This is a genomic window from Cysteiniphilum sp. GTC20157 (genome assembly GCF_055396795.1).
Genome location: NZ_AP044699.1, coordinates 66,493 through 81,942, shown reverse-complemented (window position 1 = coordinate 81,942; position 15,450 = coordinate 66,493). Strand labels below are relative to the sequence as shown.

15 protein-coding genes are annotated in these 15,450 nt (G+C 33.1%); 14 read left to right on the top strand and 1 reads right to left on the bottom strand.

The genetic code is table 11. The features are described from left to right. Positions 1–16: 16 nt before the first annotated feature. The 8 genes from ACZ5V8_RS11755 to ACZ5V8_RS11720 all read left to right on the top strand — a co-directional run bounded on the left by ACZ5V8_RS11755 (position 17) and on the right by ACZ5V8_RS11720 (position 8,330). On the top strand, positions 17–1,099 hold the full coding sequence (locus ACZ5V8_RS11755) for a ParA family protein (protein ID WP_464218745.1): 1,083 nt from the start codon (positions 17–19) through the stop codon (positions 1,097–1,099). Next, positions 1,092–2,051 carry a ParB/RepB/Spo0J family partition protein gene (locus ACZ5V8_RS11750; protein ID WP_464218744.1) on the top strand — a complete coding sequence of 320 codons (960 nt, stop codon included), beginning with the start codon at positions 1,092–1,094 and terminating at the stop codon, positions 2,049–2,051. The genes ACZ5V8_RS11755 and ACZ5V8_RS11750 overlap by 8 nt, the downstream gene beginning before the upstream one ends. 147 nt (positions 2,052–2,198) lie before the next feature. After that, on the top strand, positions 2,199–3,479 hold the full coding sequence (locus ACZ5V8_RS11745; RefSeq protein ID WP_464218743.1) for a hypothetical protein: 1,281 nt from the start codon (positions 2,199–2,201) through the stop codon (positions 3,477–3,479). 80 nt (positions 3,480–3,559) lie between these two features. Next, positions 3,560–4,996, top strand: coding sequence for a peptide MFS transporter (locus ACZ5V8_RS11740; protein ID WP_464218742.1), 1,437 nt, complete (start codon positions 3,560–3,562; stop codon positions 4,994–4,996). Further along, entirely contained in the window at positions 4,993–6,414 is a 1,422-nt protein-coding gene (locus ACZ5V8_RS11735) for a hypothetical protein (RefSeq protein ID WP_464218740.1), read from the top strand. Before ACZ5V8_RS11740 ends, ACZ5V8_RS11735 begins: the two co-directional genes overlap by 4 nt. Positions 6,415–6,416: 2 nt before the next feature. Next, the gene (locus ACZ5V8_RS11730) at positions 6,417–7,343 is read left to right on the top strand and encodes a substrate-binding domain-containing protein (protein WP_464218739.1); all 927 of its coding nucleotides are present in this window, start codon (positions 6,417–6,419) and stop codon (positions 7,341–7,343) included. Positions 7,344–7,478: 135 nt separating this feature from the next. Next, positions 7,479–7,601 (top strand): hypothetical protein, encoded by a 123-nt coding sequence (locus ACZ5V8_RS11725; protein ID WP_464218884.1) that lies wholly within the window; start codon positions 7,479–7,481, stop codon positions 7,599–7,601. A 6-nt stretch (positions 7,602–7,607) separates the two neighbouring features. Then, positions 7,608–8,330, top strand: coding sequence for an SAM-dependent methyltransferase (locus tag ACZ5V8_RS11720; protein ID WP_464218883.1), 723 nt, complete (start codon positions 7,608–7,610; stop codon positions 8,328–8,330). On the opposite strand, the gene ACZ5V8_RS11715 is transcribed toward ACZ5V8_RS11720, so the two are convergent. Beyond that, entirely contained in the window at positions 8,327–9,577 is a 1,251-nt protein-coding gene (locus tag ACZ5V8_RS11715) for a hypothetical protein (protein WP_464218882.1), read from the bottom strand. The two genes, ACZ5V8_RS11720 and ACZ5V8_RS11715, sit on opposite strands and share 4 nt — an antisense overlap. A gap of 138 nt (positions 9,578–9,715) precedes the next feature. On the opposite strand from ACZ5V8_RS11715, the gene ACZ5V8_RS11710 reads away from it, so the two are divergent. The 6 genes from ACZ5V8_RS11710 to pilP all read left to right on the top strand — a co-directional run bounded on the left by ACZ5V8_RS11710 (position 9,716) and on the right by pilP (position 15,423). Beyond that, on the top strand, positions 9,716–9,880 hold the full coding sequence (locus ACZ5V8_RS11710; protein WP_464218881.1) for a hypothetical protein: 165 nt from the start codon (positions 9,716–9,718) through the stop codon (positions 9,878–9,880). Positions 9,881–9,907: 27 nt separating this feature from the next. Further along, positions 9,908–11,164, top strand: coding sequence for a WD40/YVTN/BNR-like repeat-containing protein (locus ACZ5V8_RS11705; RefSeq protein ID WP_464218880.1), 1,257 nt, complete (start codon positions 9,908–9,910; stop codon positions 11,162–11,164). Positions 11,165–11,214: 50 nt separating this feature from the next. Further along, the gene (locus tag ACZ5V8_RS11700) at positions 11,215–11,628 is read left to right on the top strand and encodes a helix-turn-helix transcriptional regulator (protein ID WP_464218879.1); all 414 of its coding nucleotides are present in this window, start codon (positions 11,215–11,217) and stop codon (positions 11,626–11,628) included. Positions 11,629–11,843: 215 nt separating this feature from the next. Further along, entirely contained in the window at positions 11,844–13,499 is a 1,656-nt protein-coding gene (locus tag ACZ5V8_RS11695) for a hypothetical protein (protein ID WP_464218878.1), read from the top strand. Between the two features lie 9 nt (positions 13,500–13,508). Beyond that, complete coding sequence (locus ACZ5V8_RS11690) at positions 13,509–14,876, top strand: hypothetical protein (RefSeq protein ID WP_464218877.1); 1,368 nt, start codon at positions 13,509–13,511, stop codon at positions 14,874–14,876. Beyond that, on the top strand, positions 14,869–15,423 hold the full coding sequence (pilP, locus tag ACZ5V8_RS11685; RefSeq protein WP_464218876.1) for a type IV pilus biogenesis protein PilP: 555 nt from the start codon (positions 14,869–14,871) through the stop codon (positions 15,421–15,423). Before ACZ5V8_RS11690 ends, pilP begins: the two co-directional genes overlap by 8 nt. Positions 15,424–15,450: the final 27 nt, after the last annotated feature.

Genomic DNA, 15,450 nt, shown 5'->3' with positions numbered 1-15,450 from the left:
CAAAAAATATTATCTAATGTTATTGACTTTAATCGGTTTTAGCATTTTAATTGCATATAAAGGTTTAAAAGGGTTTGCCTACATGGACAAGAATTGGACAACTAGTGATCTAGTAAAATTATTTAGATTAAACACATCTACGAAAACTCCTATTATATATGCCGAGAAAAAAGGGGAAATACCACAATCTTTCTCTGGGAAAAGAGGAAGCATATCAATAAGGCAGTGGAAAACTAATCAACTCCCAAAAATTGGAGAAAAATTTGGATTCTTGCGTAAACCAGATGAACAATTAATAATAAGTGTATATACACCTAAAGGCGGTGTGTCAAAAACAACCCTGACTGCTAACTTAGGAAGAACACTTGCTTTTAACGGAATAAAAACTCTTGTAATTGGTCTCGACTTCCAAAGATCACTGACACGCTATATCCTACCTCCTGAACCAGTAGAAAATTTTGATGATATTGGTAAATCTAGCCATTTAGGACTTCATCACTTTCTCTTTGAAATGGCGCCTATAGATAAAGTAATATTAAACACAGACTTACCAACTTTAGACATTATTCCAGAAACTCCAGACTTAAATTTTATGGCAAAAAAGATGAGAGTCGAAAATAGAAGAGAATATATATTTAAAGAAAAACTTATTAAAAAACTAAGCAATTACGATATTATCTTATTTGATTGTACACCAGGGTGGAATGACCTAACAGAAAATGCATTAGTAGCTGCTAATAACGTAATTATGCCAGCTGCATGTGAAATAGAATGCTATGAAGCACTTCAAACTAATCTTGGTGAAGTAGCAGACTTTCAAAGCACAATGCATCTGCAATGGGACCATTACTTAATGATTCCATCAATGCTTGAAAATAACACCGTAAGTCAGAATATTTATGCTCAATACCTGAGTTTATATAAAAACTCAATAATTCCTATGCCAACAAGAAGATCCATAGTAGCACAAGAAGCAAGAGCAGCTCATCAATCTATTTTTGAATATGCGCCTACTTCCAACCTAGCTGATGACTACTATGGAATAATAACTTCAATATGGAATAAACTGGTTAAGCAGACGGGAGATAGTAATGAGTAAAAAAGATTTAATAAATAATTTTTTTAATCAACCAAAATCTAATAAGGTTCCTATTTCTGTTTCAACATCAGATGATTCTGAATATAAAAACAGAAAAATTTTTGATGACCCTTCTGGAAAAACTGGCGATGAAGAGTCAATAATAGAAATAGACACTGGTGATGTCTATATATCACAATACAAGGTTGATAGAGACAAGTTAGATTTTGATAAATTAGATAACTTAGCAAATAATATGTTATCAGTTGGGCAGTTACAACCATGTACGGTCAGATACAACCCTAAAGATGGAAAAACATATGAGCTAATTTTTGGTGAACGTCGATACCGAGCCGCAATATTAAAAAATCTAAAGCTCAAAGTTGTTGTTAAAGACATAGATCTAGCCACGTCTGCTTTACAGTTACTATCAGAAAATAGAAATAGAGAAGACAATTCTGACTACTCACTCTATCTTCAAATCAATAAATTCATATCTAACAATATACTGAAGCAGAAAGATATAGTTGACAAAACAGGAATATCTAAGCAAAAAATATCTAAGCTAATGTGTTTTTCAAGGATTCCAGAGTCAATCACCAATAAAATATCTGACATGTCTAAGATATCAGCTACTACAGCAGAATCAATATATACTTCAACTAAGAATGGTGAAAATATAGATGCCATAATTTCAATTGCGACCAAAATTGAATCTGGCGAATACGGGCATAGCAAAATCCAAAATCACATTAAAAAATATAATTCAAAAAAGCAAGACGATGACTTTAACAATAAAGTATACAGTTCAGATGGTAGGCACTTATTCACAATAAGAAAAGACAATAATCACTGTCCAAGTATACATTTCCCAAGAGATATAACATCTCTATTTGAAAAACAACGATTACGTAAGGAAGATCTATATGAGGCTTTAAAGAGCTTTATTGAAAATAACATTGATAAATCTTGATTTGTCCCCCGGGGGACTTATCCCCCGAAAGAGGCCTAATCAAAAAAAGACTTTTAAAGGGAGTCCGTTTTTTAAATTAGACAGTTCGCACTTCTAAATATAATGGAATTCTCTTTATTTGTCAATGAACTATATAAGGAGTGTTTTATGTCTACAATTTTTCATGCTGGTCGTAAGATTTTACGCCAAGAGATAGGTAATCACAATTATGCTGAAATAGCAGATTTGTTGTTTTTTAGAGTCCAAGGAACTAAATATTATGATGAACAAGGAAAACCATTCTTTCTTTTGCCTAATATTAATTACATCTCTGAAGAGACTGGATTTAAAGAACGCTCATGCGAAAGAGCTTTAGCAGATCTTGATAAAAATGACTGGATAGATCGAGTGAAAATTAAATGTTACGATGGAGCAGTAAGAACAAAAATTTATATCACTGATAAATTTAAAAGCATCATGAGTCATATTGATCAGCTTCTTAATGTCGATAAAAAGAATAATGTAAATTCTAAAAAAGAATATAATTCTACTATTCAAGATGTACTAACAACCGTTACATCTAGTCAATCAGATAACGAATCAATAACTTTAAATAAAGCTAATAGAGGTGAGAATGATGTAGCTGATATAGATATATACCCAAATCAAAACCATTCGCATAATACATTTTCAACCATAGAAAAAGAAGAGCACGGTATCGAAACAGCTATTACCACAGATTGTATTAGTAGTGATGAACAAGACGATTTAACAGCCCTACAATTAGACCCCGCCAAAATGGCGGGATCAGACTCCGCAAATTTGGCGGAATCCTATATAAAAGAAAAAACAATAAAAGAAGAAAATAACAATTATAATAAATACCAACAATCTAAATGCTTAGATAATCAAATTTCTCAAATTGTTAAATCTGTTAATTTAGTTTTCACTTATGATTTAGAAAAAATGACAGAAGAAGCAGAGCAAGCGGTAATAAACCTTGCAGAAAAAAACTCTCTAGACTTCATTTCTCTATTTGATACTCTTGTTGAGCTACAAGAAGCGGGGATATACCATAATCAAATAGAGATGATAAGTGACGCAATCAAAATTGAACTAAGGAAAAAAGGTGATAATACTATTCTTCCGACTGGCGATAAAAGATTGAAATATAAAAAAGCTATTTTTGAAGCAGAAGATAAACGCAAGAAAACACTAACAGCTCGACAACATATTGCGATCATTCAAACTTTAAAATGTTTAGACACTACAGGCAAAGCAGTGATTGGTAGCATTAGTGAGGTCTATTCATGGATTGAATATCAAATTTCAAACCCTGAGTATCATTTCCGAGGTAAGGGGTTTAAGCATTGCCTTAGTATCGTTAAAAAAATGTTATGCAATGCAGGTAATAGACAATACTCTAAGCCATATGGCTTTGTTTCTTGATGGCTATTTATTTACCTTAATTAAATAGATAAAATAAAAAAAGTTATCTATGGATAATAAATTTTGATAGGAGTTTTATATTGAGAATACTAAAAAACAGCTTACTGATTATTTTTCTTACTCAGATTTTTTCTACAGTAAGTTTTGCAGTATTATATTCAAGCTTAGCGCTATATATGACAGAGGCTTTTCATTACAGTTCAAGTAATGCTTATGCAATTGTTGCTGTTTTTCTTGTGTATAATTATGGATTGCACATGATTGGCAGCTATCTAGGCGGTTTACTTAGTAGCTATCGTGTACTCTTTGTTTTAGGAATGATTTTTCAGACGGTTGCTTGTTTTGTGCTTGTTGCATCAGGTACTACAGCAATGTATTTAGGATTAACGTTATTTTTAATAGGCGTTGGTATAAATACACCTTGTTTAAATATGATGATCACTCAAAGATGCCAACATGATCATCCAAAACGTGAAAAAGCTTTTTTGTGGAATTATGCAGGAAGTAATATTGGTTTTTTCTTTGGTTACACGGCTGCTGGCTACTTTCAGTTAAGTCACGCATACAATAAGCTTTTTATAATTGCATCAATTTTTAATATTATTGCGATAATAATTGTTTTGTTAGGTTGGAAATCAATAGCAGACCAAGAAACTTCACTCATCTATGCAATTAAGACGCATGGAAAGTCGATCATCAATAAGCGTTTTATTTTGATGTGCCTAGTTTTTGTAATATTGATCCCAGTGATTTATTTATCCCTGATAAATCCGTTTTCATTGAAAAAGGTTGTGCTAATTGTATCTGCTTGCTTTATTGTGTTTTATCTTTGGTTGGCTAATCAACAGCCGCGGCTAAAAGATAAGTCAAATATACGGCAATATGTGGTATTAGCGATTTTCGCAATGATCTTTTGGTCAATGTATTATCTTGCTCCAATGGCAATTACTCTGTTTGCAGCTCACAATGTTAATATGCAGCTCTTTGGTTACAAAATAACACCTCAGTGGTTAAGCAACATTAACGTTATTGTGATTACTGTTGGTGGATTCTTGCTGCCACCAGTATTTGCAAAGATTAGGGAAAAAACGAAACTTACTGTATCAGTACAATTTTCCATAGGGTTATTAAGTATTGGGGTTGGTTTAGCATTCTTGCCTGTTGGCATTTTATTTGCTAATGCCCAAGGACAAAGCTCGGTGTTATGGATTAGTTTGTTTTTCTTTTTCCAGTCTATTGGTGAATTGATGGTAGCACCTATAGGATATGCTATGATTGCAGAACTTGCGCCAATAAGGCTACAAGGTTTGATGATGGGTACATGGATGCTGTTGTGTGGCAGTACAGCAAGTGTTATTTCCAGTTATTTTTCAGGAGCTGTTAATTTTAATATCAAAGATAATAGTCCATTAGTCAATAACTCAAATTATTCGTTAGTATTTTTAATATTGAGCTTGTTATCAATAGCTGCCGCAATTATTTTAATCCTTATTAAAAGAGGAAAACTATTTAAATGATAAATATTAAAAAAATCCCAAAGCAGCCATTAATGATTTTATTTTTGTTAGGAGGCTTGTTATCAGCAACTTATGGCATGTTTTTTTATTCAATGTATAGGCATTTATTTGATAATCAACCATTAGCAACTGATTCAATAATATCTATCATATATCATGCAATGGCGATTTCTGGAATAATAGGAGCTATTGCAGCTGTCATTGGGACAAGAGTAATTAACTTTAAGCAGTTGATGACGTACTCATTGATACTGCAAATAATAGGAACCTATATATTAGCATTTAATAATATTAATTTGATTAAAATTGGGTTGTCGTTTTATATAGTTGGTTATGGCTTTTCAATATCATCATTAATAGTATTTATCAACTACTACCTGAAGAGTGTAAATGCAGATCAAAGACTTGATAAAATTATTTATACAATAGATATCTTGTTTTTCAATTTTGGCTTAATGCTAGGTGCCTTTATTGGTATTTTAGTGATTGACTTTGGTGCTTTATTTTTAAGTGGTTTGGTCTTTTCTTTTCTTACTATAGCTGTTTATATATATGGTCATAAATTTCTAATTCTTAGAAAGAGTTTAAATGACTTCTTTTTGATCCGGCAATCCGCTTTTTGTGTAATTTTAGTTGCTCTGATTTTAATTGCCTATGTTAGTTTTAGCATTAATTATGGCTGGGTATGTGATATTTTAATTTTGCTAATTACTATTGGAATTATAATATACCTATTGGCTTTTATATTTAAAGGATCTTTGGGTAAGAAAAAAGTAAAGAGAGTAAAAAAATATTTATTTATATATTACCTTTTATATATTTCTATATTTTGGATTGCATATTATATGATGTATTTCTTAGCCAATGAAATGATAGTAACCTATAGCAATAATAATTTATTTGGTCTCATTTTTTACGGCGGATCTGAGTGGGTAGGAATAGTTAATACAACCATTTTAATTTTAATAAGCCTAATCGCTATTTGGTGTTATTCAGGAAGTAAGATAAGTTATGATTTATCATTTAAATTTGGTTTCATATTTATTGCTATAGGCTATGGTATAACAATGATATCAATAAGTTTATCTAGTTCTTTAGAGGTAAATATGACTACCATATTTGCGTTTATTTCCGCGATAACCATCAGTGAAGTTATTATGCAACCTTTAGGCTATACGCTTGTTGAAAGACTTATCCCAAATAATAATCAAGAAATTTTCTTAGGAATTATTGGATTTATGATGAAAAGTATTACTCCTACAATTGTAGGAACCATTACAAGTAAACTCATTTTTACTGGAGATAAATTGATTCAACTGTACTATATGAAACAAGCACTTATAGTTGCTTTTATAATTTTATTTTTATTTACTATGATTTTATTAATCGTGTCACATATCATTAAGGCTAAGATTTAAATATGTACCTTCGTTTTATAAGTAAAGCTCAATTAATACTATTGTTTTCACTATTATTTATAGCTATATTTATGATTTACTCAATAGTGTATTCTAGACGTGGGGACGATACTAAAGTAGGCATTATAATGTCTAATTTAAATAATGATTTTTTTGGCTATATAGCCTTAGGTGTATACAATAAACTTAATAAAAATGGGTTTAGTGCTACAGTCCTGAACTCTGATGATAATATTTCTCTTTCATCAAGAGATTTAAAAAATTTAACAGACCGAGGGTTTAAGGTTATTATATTTAATCCTGTTGACTCATATTTATCTAATAATGCAATAAAATATGCAGAAAGTAAGGGGGTTAAAATAATCACTGTAGATAGGCAAGTTCATGGAATAAAAGTATATTCGCATATTGAATCAAATAATACTCAAGGCGCTATGCTAGCAGCTAATTATATTCTTCTGAAATTAGGCAATGATGCTAGGATACTAGAGTTAACTGGTAATGTTGGAGCATCTTCAACAAAGCTGAGGTCAGAAAAATTTAATGATGTAATAAAAAATTCAAAAGCTAGAATCATTGCATCGTACCCTGCTAATTATGATAAAGATATGGCTGAACATATAACCTATAAAATATTGGCAGCTAATAATGAAATCAATGCTATTTTCGCTCAAAATGATTTAATGGCTTTGGGTGCAGCTAATGCTGCTAAAATATTAAAACGCGATATAGTAATTGTGGGTTATGATGGAATTCCGGAGGCAATAAAAGCAGTAAAGGAAAAACTTATAAATGCAACGATTGAACAGCAACCATTAAAATTAGGTAATATGGCAGCAGAGGTGGCCATGAACTATTTAAAAGGATCACCATATAGTAAGCATGATAAGCATAAAATAGATGTTAAACTAATTACATCAACACACTAGTTATTGACTAACGCATGTTTGATGAGAAAAATGAGTTCAACTCATCTATTTAAGCAATAAGATTTGCACTTTTAGATATTTAATCTAAAATAACATTATAAATTAGATATTTTAGTTAATATAAAAGGGGTTAAAATGACTAAAGAAGAATATGTAAAGTTGATAGGGAGCTATCAAAAACATATAAAACATCATGATTCTAAGATAGTACGTGATGAAAGCCAGATAAAAGAAGCTTATTGTGATGGAGTAAAATAGACATATATGAAGAATCTCTGCATTCTTGGTTCTGGCATAAAATCAATAGCGCACTTGAGTTATGAATCTCAGCTTTATATAAAGAGAGCTGATGTGGTTTTATATTTACTTAATGAGCCAATAATGGAAGAGTATGTAGAAGAAAATTCAAATAAATCATATGATCTAAGCAAGATTTACTATTCAACTGAAAATAGACAAGAGTGCTATCAGAAGATTGTTGATTTTGTAATCGAGATAATAGATGAATATGAGAACATTTGTACAATATTTTATGGACATCCCTTATTTTGTGTTAACCCAGCACAAAAAATTATTGAGTTAGCAAGTAAAAAAGACATCAATATTATATCATGTCCTGCTATTTCATCTATTGATTGTATGTTTAGTGATTTAAATATTGATCCGGCTGAATATGGCATGCAAATATATATGGGGCAAGATCTTTTAAATAGGGAGATTAATATAAGTACAAAATCTTATTTGACTATATTGCAGGCTGGTTTCATAAATGAAAAAGGTCACGTCCATAAAACTATAAACCGAGAATTCGACTCCCTCAAGAGTTATCTCCGAAAATTTTATACTCCAAATCAAACATGCATTATTTATGAAGCTACTTTATATGAGGGAGTAAATTCAATTATACAGTCAGTTATTTTGGATGATTTATCTAAAGATATGATTTCTAGCCTGACAACTTTAATATTGCCTCCAAGATTAAGTTAACTATTCATTTTTATTGAAATTACCGCTTGATTGAATATCGTTCTCTGTACGAAATTATCAGCTACTTTATTTTTATATTTATCTCGCAAAGATGAAAATCTAGCGTCATTATTATATAAATCACTAGACCCAAGGAGGTAGTCTTTACTTCCTTGCGTACAATAATATTTAAGCTCTAATTTATTATGCAAGCAACCATAAGCAGAGCCTTGAGTTAACCTATGTTTAGAAAGTCCCTCTAGAATAAAATAAAAGTATTTGTGAAGCTCATCAAGATAATATGTTAGTCTGATGTTCTTCCTTTCATTAAGGAAATAATTTGCTGCGGACACTGATAAATATAAAATATTACCACTGTCATTAATGTAGGCAGGTTCGTAGATGAAAGGTATAGTACTTGACCTGTATGTATTTAAATAATCAGTTATGAATTCATGAGTTGGTAATCCAGTATCGTCTAAAGATGGTCTATAAGATGGCATGAAACCAAGAGCAATTGCTATTATCTGTTTCATTAGCTCAAATGTATGCTGCATAATATTAATCTTATTGTTAAGTATAATTTCATTCATGGCATACTCTAAAAAAACTATATTTGCTCTGTAGCTATCAACATTTCTTTCTCTATCAATTAGAAATAATTTAAAATCACTCCAGTTTTTATCATTATTGATTTTATCAAGCCATTCTTGACCAAATGTATAAAAACTTGCTTTCCAATCTCTCATGTAATGATCAGAAAAATTTTTTATAAGTTGAAAGTGAGACTCTGGATTATCAATATTAAGGTTGATATCAATATTTCTCTCCTCTCTATATCTATTGTAATTTTTATTCAATTGTGCCGGTGTAATAATAATGTTACGCAACCCAGCCACCCAAGTGTATGGTGACTGTGGGCGTGTAATCACTTCATTATTGCCAACACCTGATATAATAGGAAAAAAATCACCTTTGTGATATATGGTGTCAGGAATCAATCTGTTATCTGACTCAATAAAAATTTCCAACTTCTTATCTCTACTAAGGAATAACGGGATTAATTTAGCGTCAATAGCGTCAAATCCAGAATTTTCATTTGGGGAATAAAAATACTTGTTATCAGATATAGTAAAACCATATGGATAGGTAATTTTATCAATTGTCAAATTTGGGTTAAGTGCATCAACTATTTCAAATAAGGGATAATTTAATTCCTTAACCTCTGACTTAATTTCACTCCAGTCAGTTTTTTTTCTACTGAGCATCTGATTCAGATCTTTAAAATTAACGTATTGATTAATATAGACGATCCCAGTTGACAATGAAAGAAAAACAAAATATTATAAATAACATGTTTAAACAGACATGTTATTTATAACCAGATAAAATCAGAGGGATTTGCCATGCAACCAGTACAGACTGATAATAATAGAACTCATAATGAACAAGTAGAAATTGTCGATTTTAAAAAAGAGCTTGCAAAACAACGTGCAAAGGAATTCTACGACTTAAAATCTAAATACATAACTCAGGCAAAACTTCAGTCTGAATCAGTTTCATCTACTTAATTAATATTAATAAACCCGGAGAGAAAAATGAATACAAGGAAATTAACATTAGCAGCGTCTATCATTGCATCATCAGCAATATTATCAGCCTGTGGTGGCGGTGGAGGTAAGGGTGGAGCATCACCAGGTCCACAAGAATATGGTAAAGTTACGGTAAGCTTTACGCAAATGTCTGGTGCATCTATTAAGATGACTGTTACTAATAACGATCAGTATGCAACTGGTCATATTGACTTTGGACTACCAGATGACTCTTCTAACTTTACTGTTTATGATGGCACTAGCAATACTTCATGGTGTACACCGACGACTTGTCCAGATTCATGTGATCAATTAACTGTATTGCAACCTGGTCAAAGTTGCTATGGCTATGTAAATGCCAAAAATACGGTTGGCTATACAGAAGGGTTTAAAACACAGAGTAACGGTATAATCATTAACAATGTAGCTCAATCGCTAAGCTATAACCTTACTGATACAGGAGTTCTTTATTCTCTGGGTATCGATGGCACTATACATTATAAAAAAGCATCAGATACTAACTGGAGTACTATCAGTAAACCAGCGGCAGTAACAAATGTAACTGCTTTAAATGTAGATCATTATGGCGTTGTATATATCGGTGGAGATAATGGACATGTTTATCAGTTAAATGAAGACGGTGCTACGTGGCGTGATTTAGGTAATATAGGCATCACCTCAGTGATGGCAATTGCTTTCACATCAGATAACAGTTTATTTGCGGCGGGGGCAGGAAGTGGGTCAATATTCAAGTATCAAAATAATTCATGGTCTGTTTTTGACTCACCTCCAAGTTTGACAGAAATTAATGATATGGCAGTACAAACAAATGATAGCGTTTTTGTTGCTGGTAAACAGGGTGCCACAACTAAGTTTTATAAGGCTACTTCAGCTGGAAATTGGTCAGCGGTCAATTTGCCAACAGGTCCTGCATCATACAATGTCCTTGGGTTTGGATTTGATAGAAACAGTGGAGACTTATTGATGTCCTTTGCTACTAATGATAATACATATCGATATATCAATAACCCCGGCATGTGGGATAGCTCACTTAACCCAGTTGTAAATACACAGGATACCAATGACTTTTATATTGAAAGAGGGATGGATAACGAAATTATTTATCTGGCCACATCAGGTAATACAGGACAGATATTTAAATATGATAATACGGGAAACTGGCAACAGATTGCTCAGACTGGAAGCAAGATTACTAAATTATCTGAAGGATCATCGTTGAGTATTGCCACTAGTAATACTTGATATTGTAAGTAGTTGTATAGTATCTGAAATAAAAGAGAGGAGAAATAAGTATGAGCGCACCAGTTAAAAAGCAAACTTGCTCTGAATTCTCATTTGATGCCATGATCAAACTTCATCCTGAGTACTTAAGGTCATTGATGAAAATTGCAGGTGTGTCAGATCATAAGGGGTTGCATGAGGCATTAAAGTCAAATATCACTTTGTTAGATCAATATAAAAACAGTAAAAAAAAAGACACTAGTTTCACGCTAAAAGTCGGTGAAAATAAAATCAAGCCGAGAGAGCTTGAATTAATGTTATATCAAATTGAAGGCATGACCGTTTCTGAAACTTCTACTGCAATGAACATTTCTCTTGATTATGCTAAAGAGATTGTCGCAATCACAAAAACTAAGTTTGGTGTTAAAACACTGCTTCAGCTAGGGTTTTATTTTGGCATTATGCTGGGGGAAGCTAATTTATAAGCTAAGAACCCTTTTACATCCACTTTATGTATTCTTTTGTCGCCTTAATCTATCTATTACCAATTTTATTTATCAGTAATCAAAAAAATCAAATTATTTTCACTTTCACCCCACTTTAGGGGGGTAGGTTGACCTTAAAACTCAGGCAATATGGTCTCTATGAGATAGCTAACTCAGCAATTTAGCAAATGAAAACACTAAACATGGAGAACCATATGTTCAATAAAAAGCTCTGGTGCAATTTATGTGTGATGGCATTAGTGTCATCAGGCCTCTTGGGTTGTGCGCAAATGCAGGAAACAGATGATATCGCCAAGCATAATATTGATAAGGCCAATCAGATTGCAGATAAGATGAATACTTACAAGCCAGATCTGATCAGTTATAACAACAATATTTATGTGGCAAGTAAAGCATTTAAGCGAATGGATAACACCACTAAGTTACCAGATATTTTTAATGAGAAGATAACCTTTAATACTTCGCAACCAATGACAATTCAGAATATTCTTAAGTTAATTGGTTCACAGACAAATATTCCAATGGGTATTACCTCAGATGCTTATGGGTTTTTAGAGAATGCTTCTGCATCTGATCAGAAAAAAACGGTCAATGCAGATAGCAGCACCTCTGTGCAACCTGTTATTGTGATGCAGGATACCAGTAATAATAACTCGCAAAGTAAAGATAGCAGCTTGCTAGACTCTAAAACATCATTATATTACACGGGGGATGTTAAGACACTCTTATCTTTGTTAGCTAAAAATTATGGGTTGTGGTGGAGATATAATGAAAAATCAAACTCTGTAGACTTTTATTATTATGATACCAAATTCTTTTTGCTTGATGATTTGCCAGGTGTACTAAGTAGAAAAACCAGTATTGACAGTAACTCACCTGAAGTTCAAGGAGTTCAGAATACTAAAACTGCATATGACTCAACGGATGATAAAGCTTGGAATAAAGTGATTGATACGATTAAATCTTTTATTGGTAAGGATGGTCATGTTGAATCATCACCGGAAACAGGATATATCACGGTTGTGACCACGCCACCTCAGATGAAGCTGGTTTCAAACTATATTGAAACAATCAATAAAACGGTTAGCAAAAGTATTGCTGTTAGAGTTGATATATACGATGTGCAGCAAACTAATGCGCAGAATTATGGCTTTAACTGGAACCTGATGTATAAAGTTACTTCTGGATCTTTGGATTGGGACACCACACCAATTCCGGTAGCTACAAGTGATGCGTTGAATAGTACAATACAGACAGCAAAGATATCAGGTGGGATATCACATGGACCCTTTGCTGGTTCACAGTTAATTGTTAACGCGCTAAACAAACTTGGCAAGACCTCAAAGGTGACTTCAACAACTGTTTATACGGCAAACAACTCAGTTGTTCCTATACAAAATCAAAGATCAATCAGCTATATCAAACAGGTCACGGTTAATACACTAGGTGGCAGTGGGTCAAGTAGCGATAATATTCAAAAAAGCGCAACACCAGGAACTGTTAACGTTGGCTACAACGTTGCAGTTACGCCTAAACTGATCGGCAATAACTCAGTCATGATCAATCTGACGGTAAGTATTGCCACACTGCTTAACATGGAGAATGTAAAGATTGATGATCAGGGCAGTTATATGCAGTTGCCTGATATTAGAAATAAATCATTCATGATTCCTAAAGTAGTGCTAACATCGGGTCAAACAATTGTATTGACGGGGTTTCAAAACAGTGAGGATACAACGGGTCAAAACTCAGTAATTCCTGGCACGATACTGGCTGGTGGGAATAATGCAGCGAATCATGATCATACAGTGACGGTCGTCATTGTTACCCCATACATTATAGGTAAATAGGGGGATTTGATGTTAGATAAATATGCATTTGACCTTACCTGGGTAGCTACTGCCAGTAAAAAAGAATTTTATCGAGATAATCTCGGTCAAACTGGCTTTTATCAAGCCAGTTCAAAACGAACTGCTATCACACATGATAAGGCTAATATTGCCAAGATATCTGTTGCAGCGATATTGGCAGACCAGTTTGAAAACCTGCTTTTTATCACTGATAAGTTAGGTCTGACAGATAACAATGGCAAACCGCTTTACTGGCTTTGTATGATAGAAAGAGGTGCTGTGGTCAGTAGTGGTACTTTACTCTCTCATCAGGAAGCAACGGATGCATTACTAAGGGATGGTAGCATTACGCAGGAAAGTCAGATGGATATTAATACTTCAGGTGATGAACTATTATCGCATGATGCACTTATTTCTGCTTTGCCATATGTAGGCTACCGAATTAAAGGAAATGCAAAACCTTATACGGTATGTCTGGATATAGAAGATGAATCACTGATTGCGTTAAGTGGATTAATAGATGCTGTTGAAATACAGACATTGAATCTATCAGGACTTTTATCACATACAGACCCATCGTGGCGTAAATATAGCGTTACCATTATCAAAAAGCCAAAGATTAAATATGTAGTTATTGCGGTCATTATTGTGATTTCTGCAATTTGGTATGGCTATTCATACTATAAATCGCATTTAGACCAAGCAGCTAGAGAAAGAGCTTTACAGCAGCAGCAGTTAGAAAGGCAGAAGATTCAGGCAGAAAATTTAAAACGTCAGCACGATTTGTTTATAAAAAACATTCAGTCAAAAAATGCTTTTTATGTGTTAAGTAACTTTTTAAGTGCAGTTAATCATATGTCTTATTATAACCATGGTTGGCAAATCTCAGGCATACAATTTAATGCCGAAAAAACCAGTGATCTGGTGGTGACGTATCAACGTATGCACTATGCAAATATGAATGATTTAATTCTTTTGAAACAGGATATCAATGCCACACAGATGGAAGTAGCCAAAAACACCAACTCAGCAGCATTAACGATTAGATTTGACTATTTGTCATCAAGATCACAACAACATGTTTACAATATAACACTGGCAGATTTCAAAGACAAAAAAGGCAGGTTTAACGCTTTATCCTCTTTAATCAGTAAATTGCAGGATAACCATCTGACCTATACGTTAGATAAAACGCTATCAGATAACACGGGTAATCACATACAGATGATGAGTGTTTCAGGTGAAGGAATTACAGCATTTAAGCAATTAATTAAAGCAACAACAAACAATGCCTATTTAACGATTAAGGCATTCAATATGGTGTTTGATCATGGGCAAATTAAAAAATGGCAATTTGAAGGAAATATGTATGAATAGACAGATAAGTGAAATAAAACAGTCAAAAGTGCTACAAGAATTAAAAGAACTAAGTGCAGTAAGAGTAGCAGGTAAAGTTAGTCTAATCGGTTTAATGCTCTTTGCGTTACAGGGTGCTTCTTTGGGTGCTGACAATTATCTTGAAAATATGCAGCAGCTTTCTGAGCAGACAGATATGCAAAGCGCTCACAATGAATTACTTGAAGCACAGGTTAAAGCACAGACGCTACAGCAAAAGTTAAAACATTTAAGCAAGAATAAAACACCTGTGGCGCAAGCGCCTGTAGCATTGCCACAGGCCACTAAACCAGTTCATGAAGTTGAAAGTCAGACATTACTGCCACAGTACGACTATGGGCTAAAGCAGGTTTATGGCATGGGTGATGATCTAACAGCTGTTATTGAGTATGGCAGTAATGTTATTCCTGTGAAGAAAGGCGACAGTCTCGATGGTGTCTGGAAAGTCATCGCTGTGCATCAAACACAAATTGTTTTGTACAACACTGTGAAGAAACAGAAAAAGTATCTGTACTTAACTCAAAAATAACAGATCAAACTAATAAATAAGTGGGTA

What these genes read in the sequence shown, in the direction of transcription:
- ACZ5V8_RS11755 (WP_464218745.1), top strand. Translation starts at nt 17, where the DNA reads ATGTTATTGACTTTAATCGGTTTTAGCATTTTAATTGCATATAAAGGT.
- ACZ5V8_RS11750 (WP_464218744.1), top strand. Translation starts at nt 1,092, where the DNA reads ATGAGTAAAAAAGATTTAATAAATAATTTTTTTAATCAACCAAAATCT.
- ACZ5V8_RS11745 (WP_464218743.1), top strand. Translation starts at nt 2,199, where the DNA reads ATGTCTACAATTTTTCATGCTGGTCGTAAGATTTTACGCCAAGAGATA.
- ACZ5V8_RS11735 (WP_464218740.1), top strand. Translation starts at nt 4,993, where the DNA reads ATGATAAATATTAAAAAAATCCCAAAGCAGCCATTAATGATTTTATTT.
- ACZ5V8_RS11730 (WP_464218739.1), top strand. Translation starts at nt 6,417, where the DNA reads ATGTACCTTCGTTTTATAAGTAAAGCTCAATTAATACTATTGTTTTCA.
- ACZ5V8_RS11725 (WP_464218884.1), top strand. Translation starts at nt 7,479, where the DNA reads ATGACTAAAGAAGAATATGTAAAGTTGATAGGGAGCTATCAAAAACAT.
- ACZ5V8_RS11720 (WP_464218883.1), top strand. Translation starts at nt 7,608, where the DNA reads ATGAAGAATCTCTGCATTCTTGGTTCTGGCATAAAATCAATAGCGCAC.
- ACZ5V8_RS11715 (WP_464218882.1), bottom strand. Translation starts at nt 9,577, where the DNA reads ATGCTCAGTAGAAAAAAAACTGACTGGAGTGAAATTAAGTCAGAGGTT.
- ACZ5V8_RS11710 (WP_464218881.1), top strand. Translation starts at nt 9,716, where the DNA reads ATGCAACCAGTACAGACTGATAATAATAGAACTCATAATGAACAAGTA.
- ACZ5V8_RS11705 (WP_464218880.1), top strand. Translation starts at nt 9,908, where the DNA reads ATGAATACAAGGAAATTAACATTAGCAGCGTCTATCATTGCATCATCA.
- ACZ5V8_RS11700 (WP_464218879.1), top strand. Translation starts at nt 11,215, where the DNA reads ATGAGCGCACCAGTTAAAAAGCAAACTTGCTCTGAATTCTCATTTGAT.
- ACZ5V8_RS11695 (WP_464218878.1), top strand. Translation starts at nt 11,844, where the DNA reads ATGTTCAATAAAAAGCTCTGGTGCAATTTATGTGTGATGGCATTAGTG.
- ACZ5V8_RS11690 (WP_464218877.1), top strand. Translation starts at nt 13,509, where the DNA reads ATGTTAGATAAATATGCATTTGACCTTACCTGGGTAGCTACTGCCAGT.
- pilP (WP_464218876.1), top strand. Translation starts at nt 14,869, where the DNA reads ATGAATAGACAGATAAGTGAAATAAAACAGTCAAAAGTGCTACAAGAA.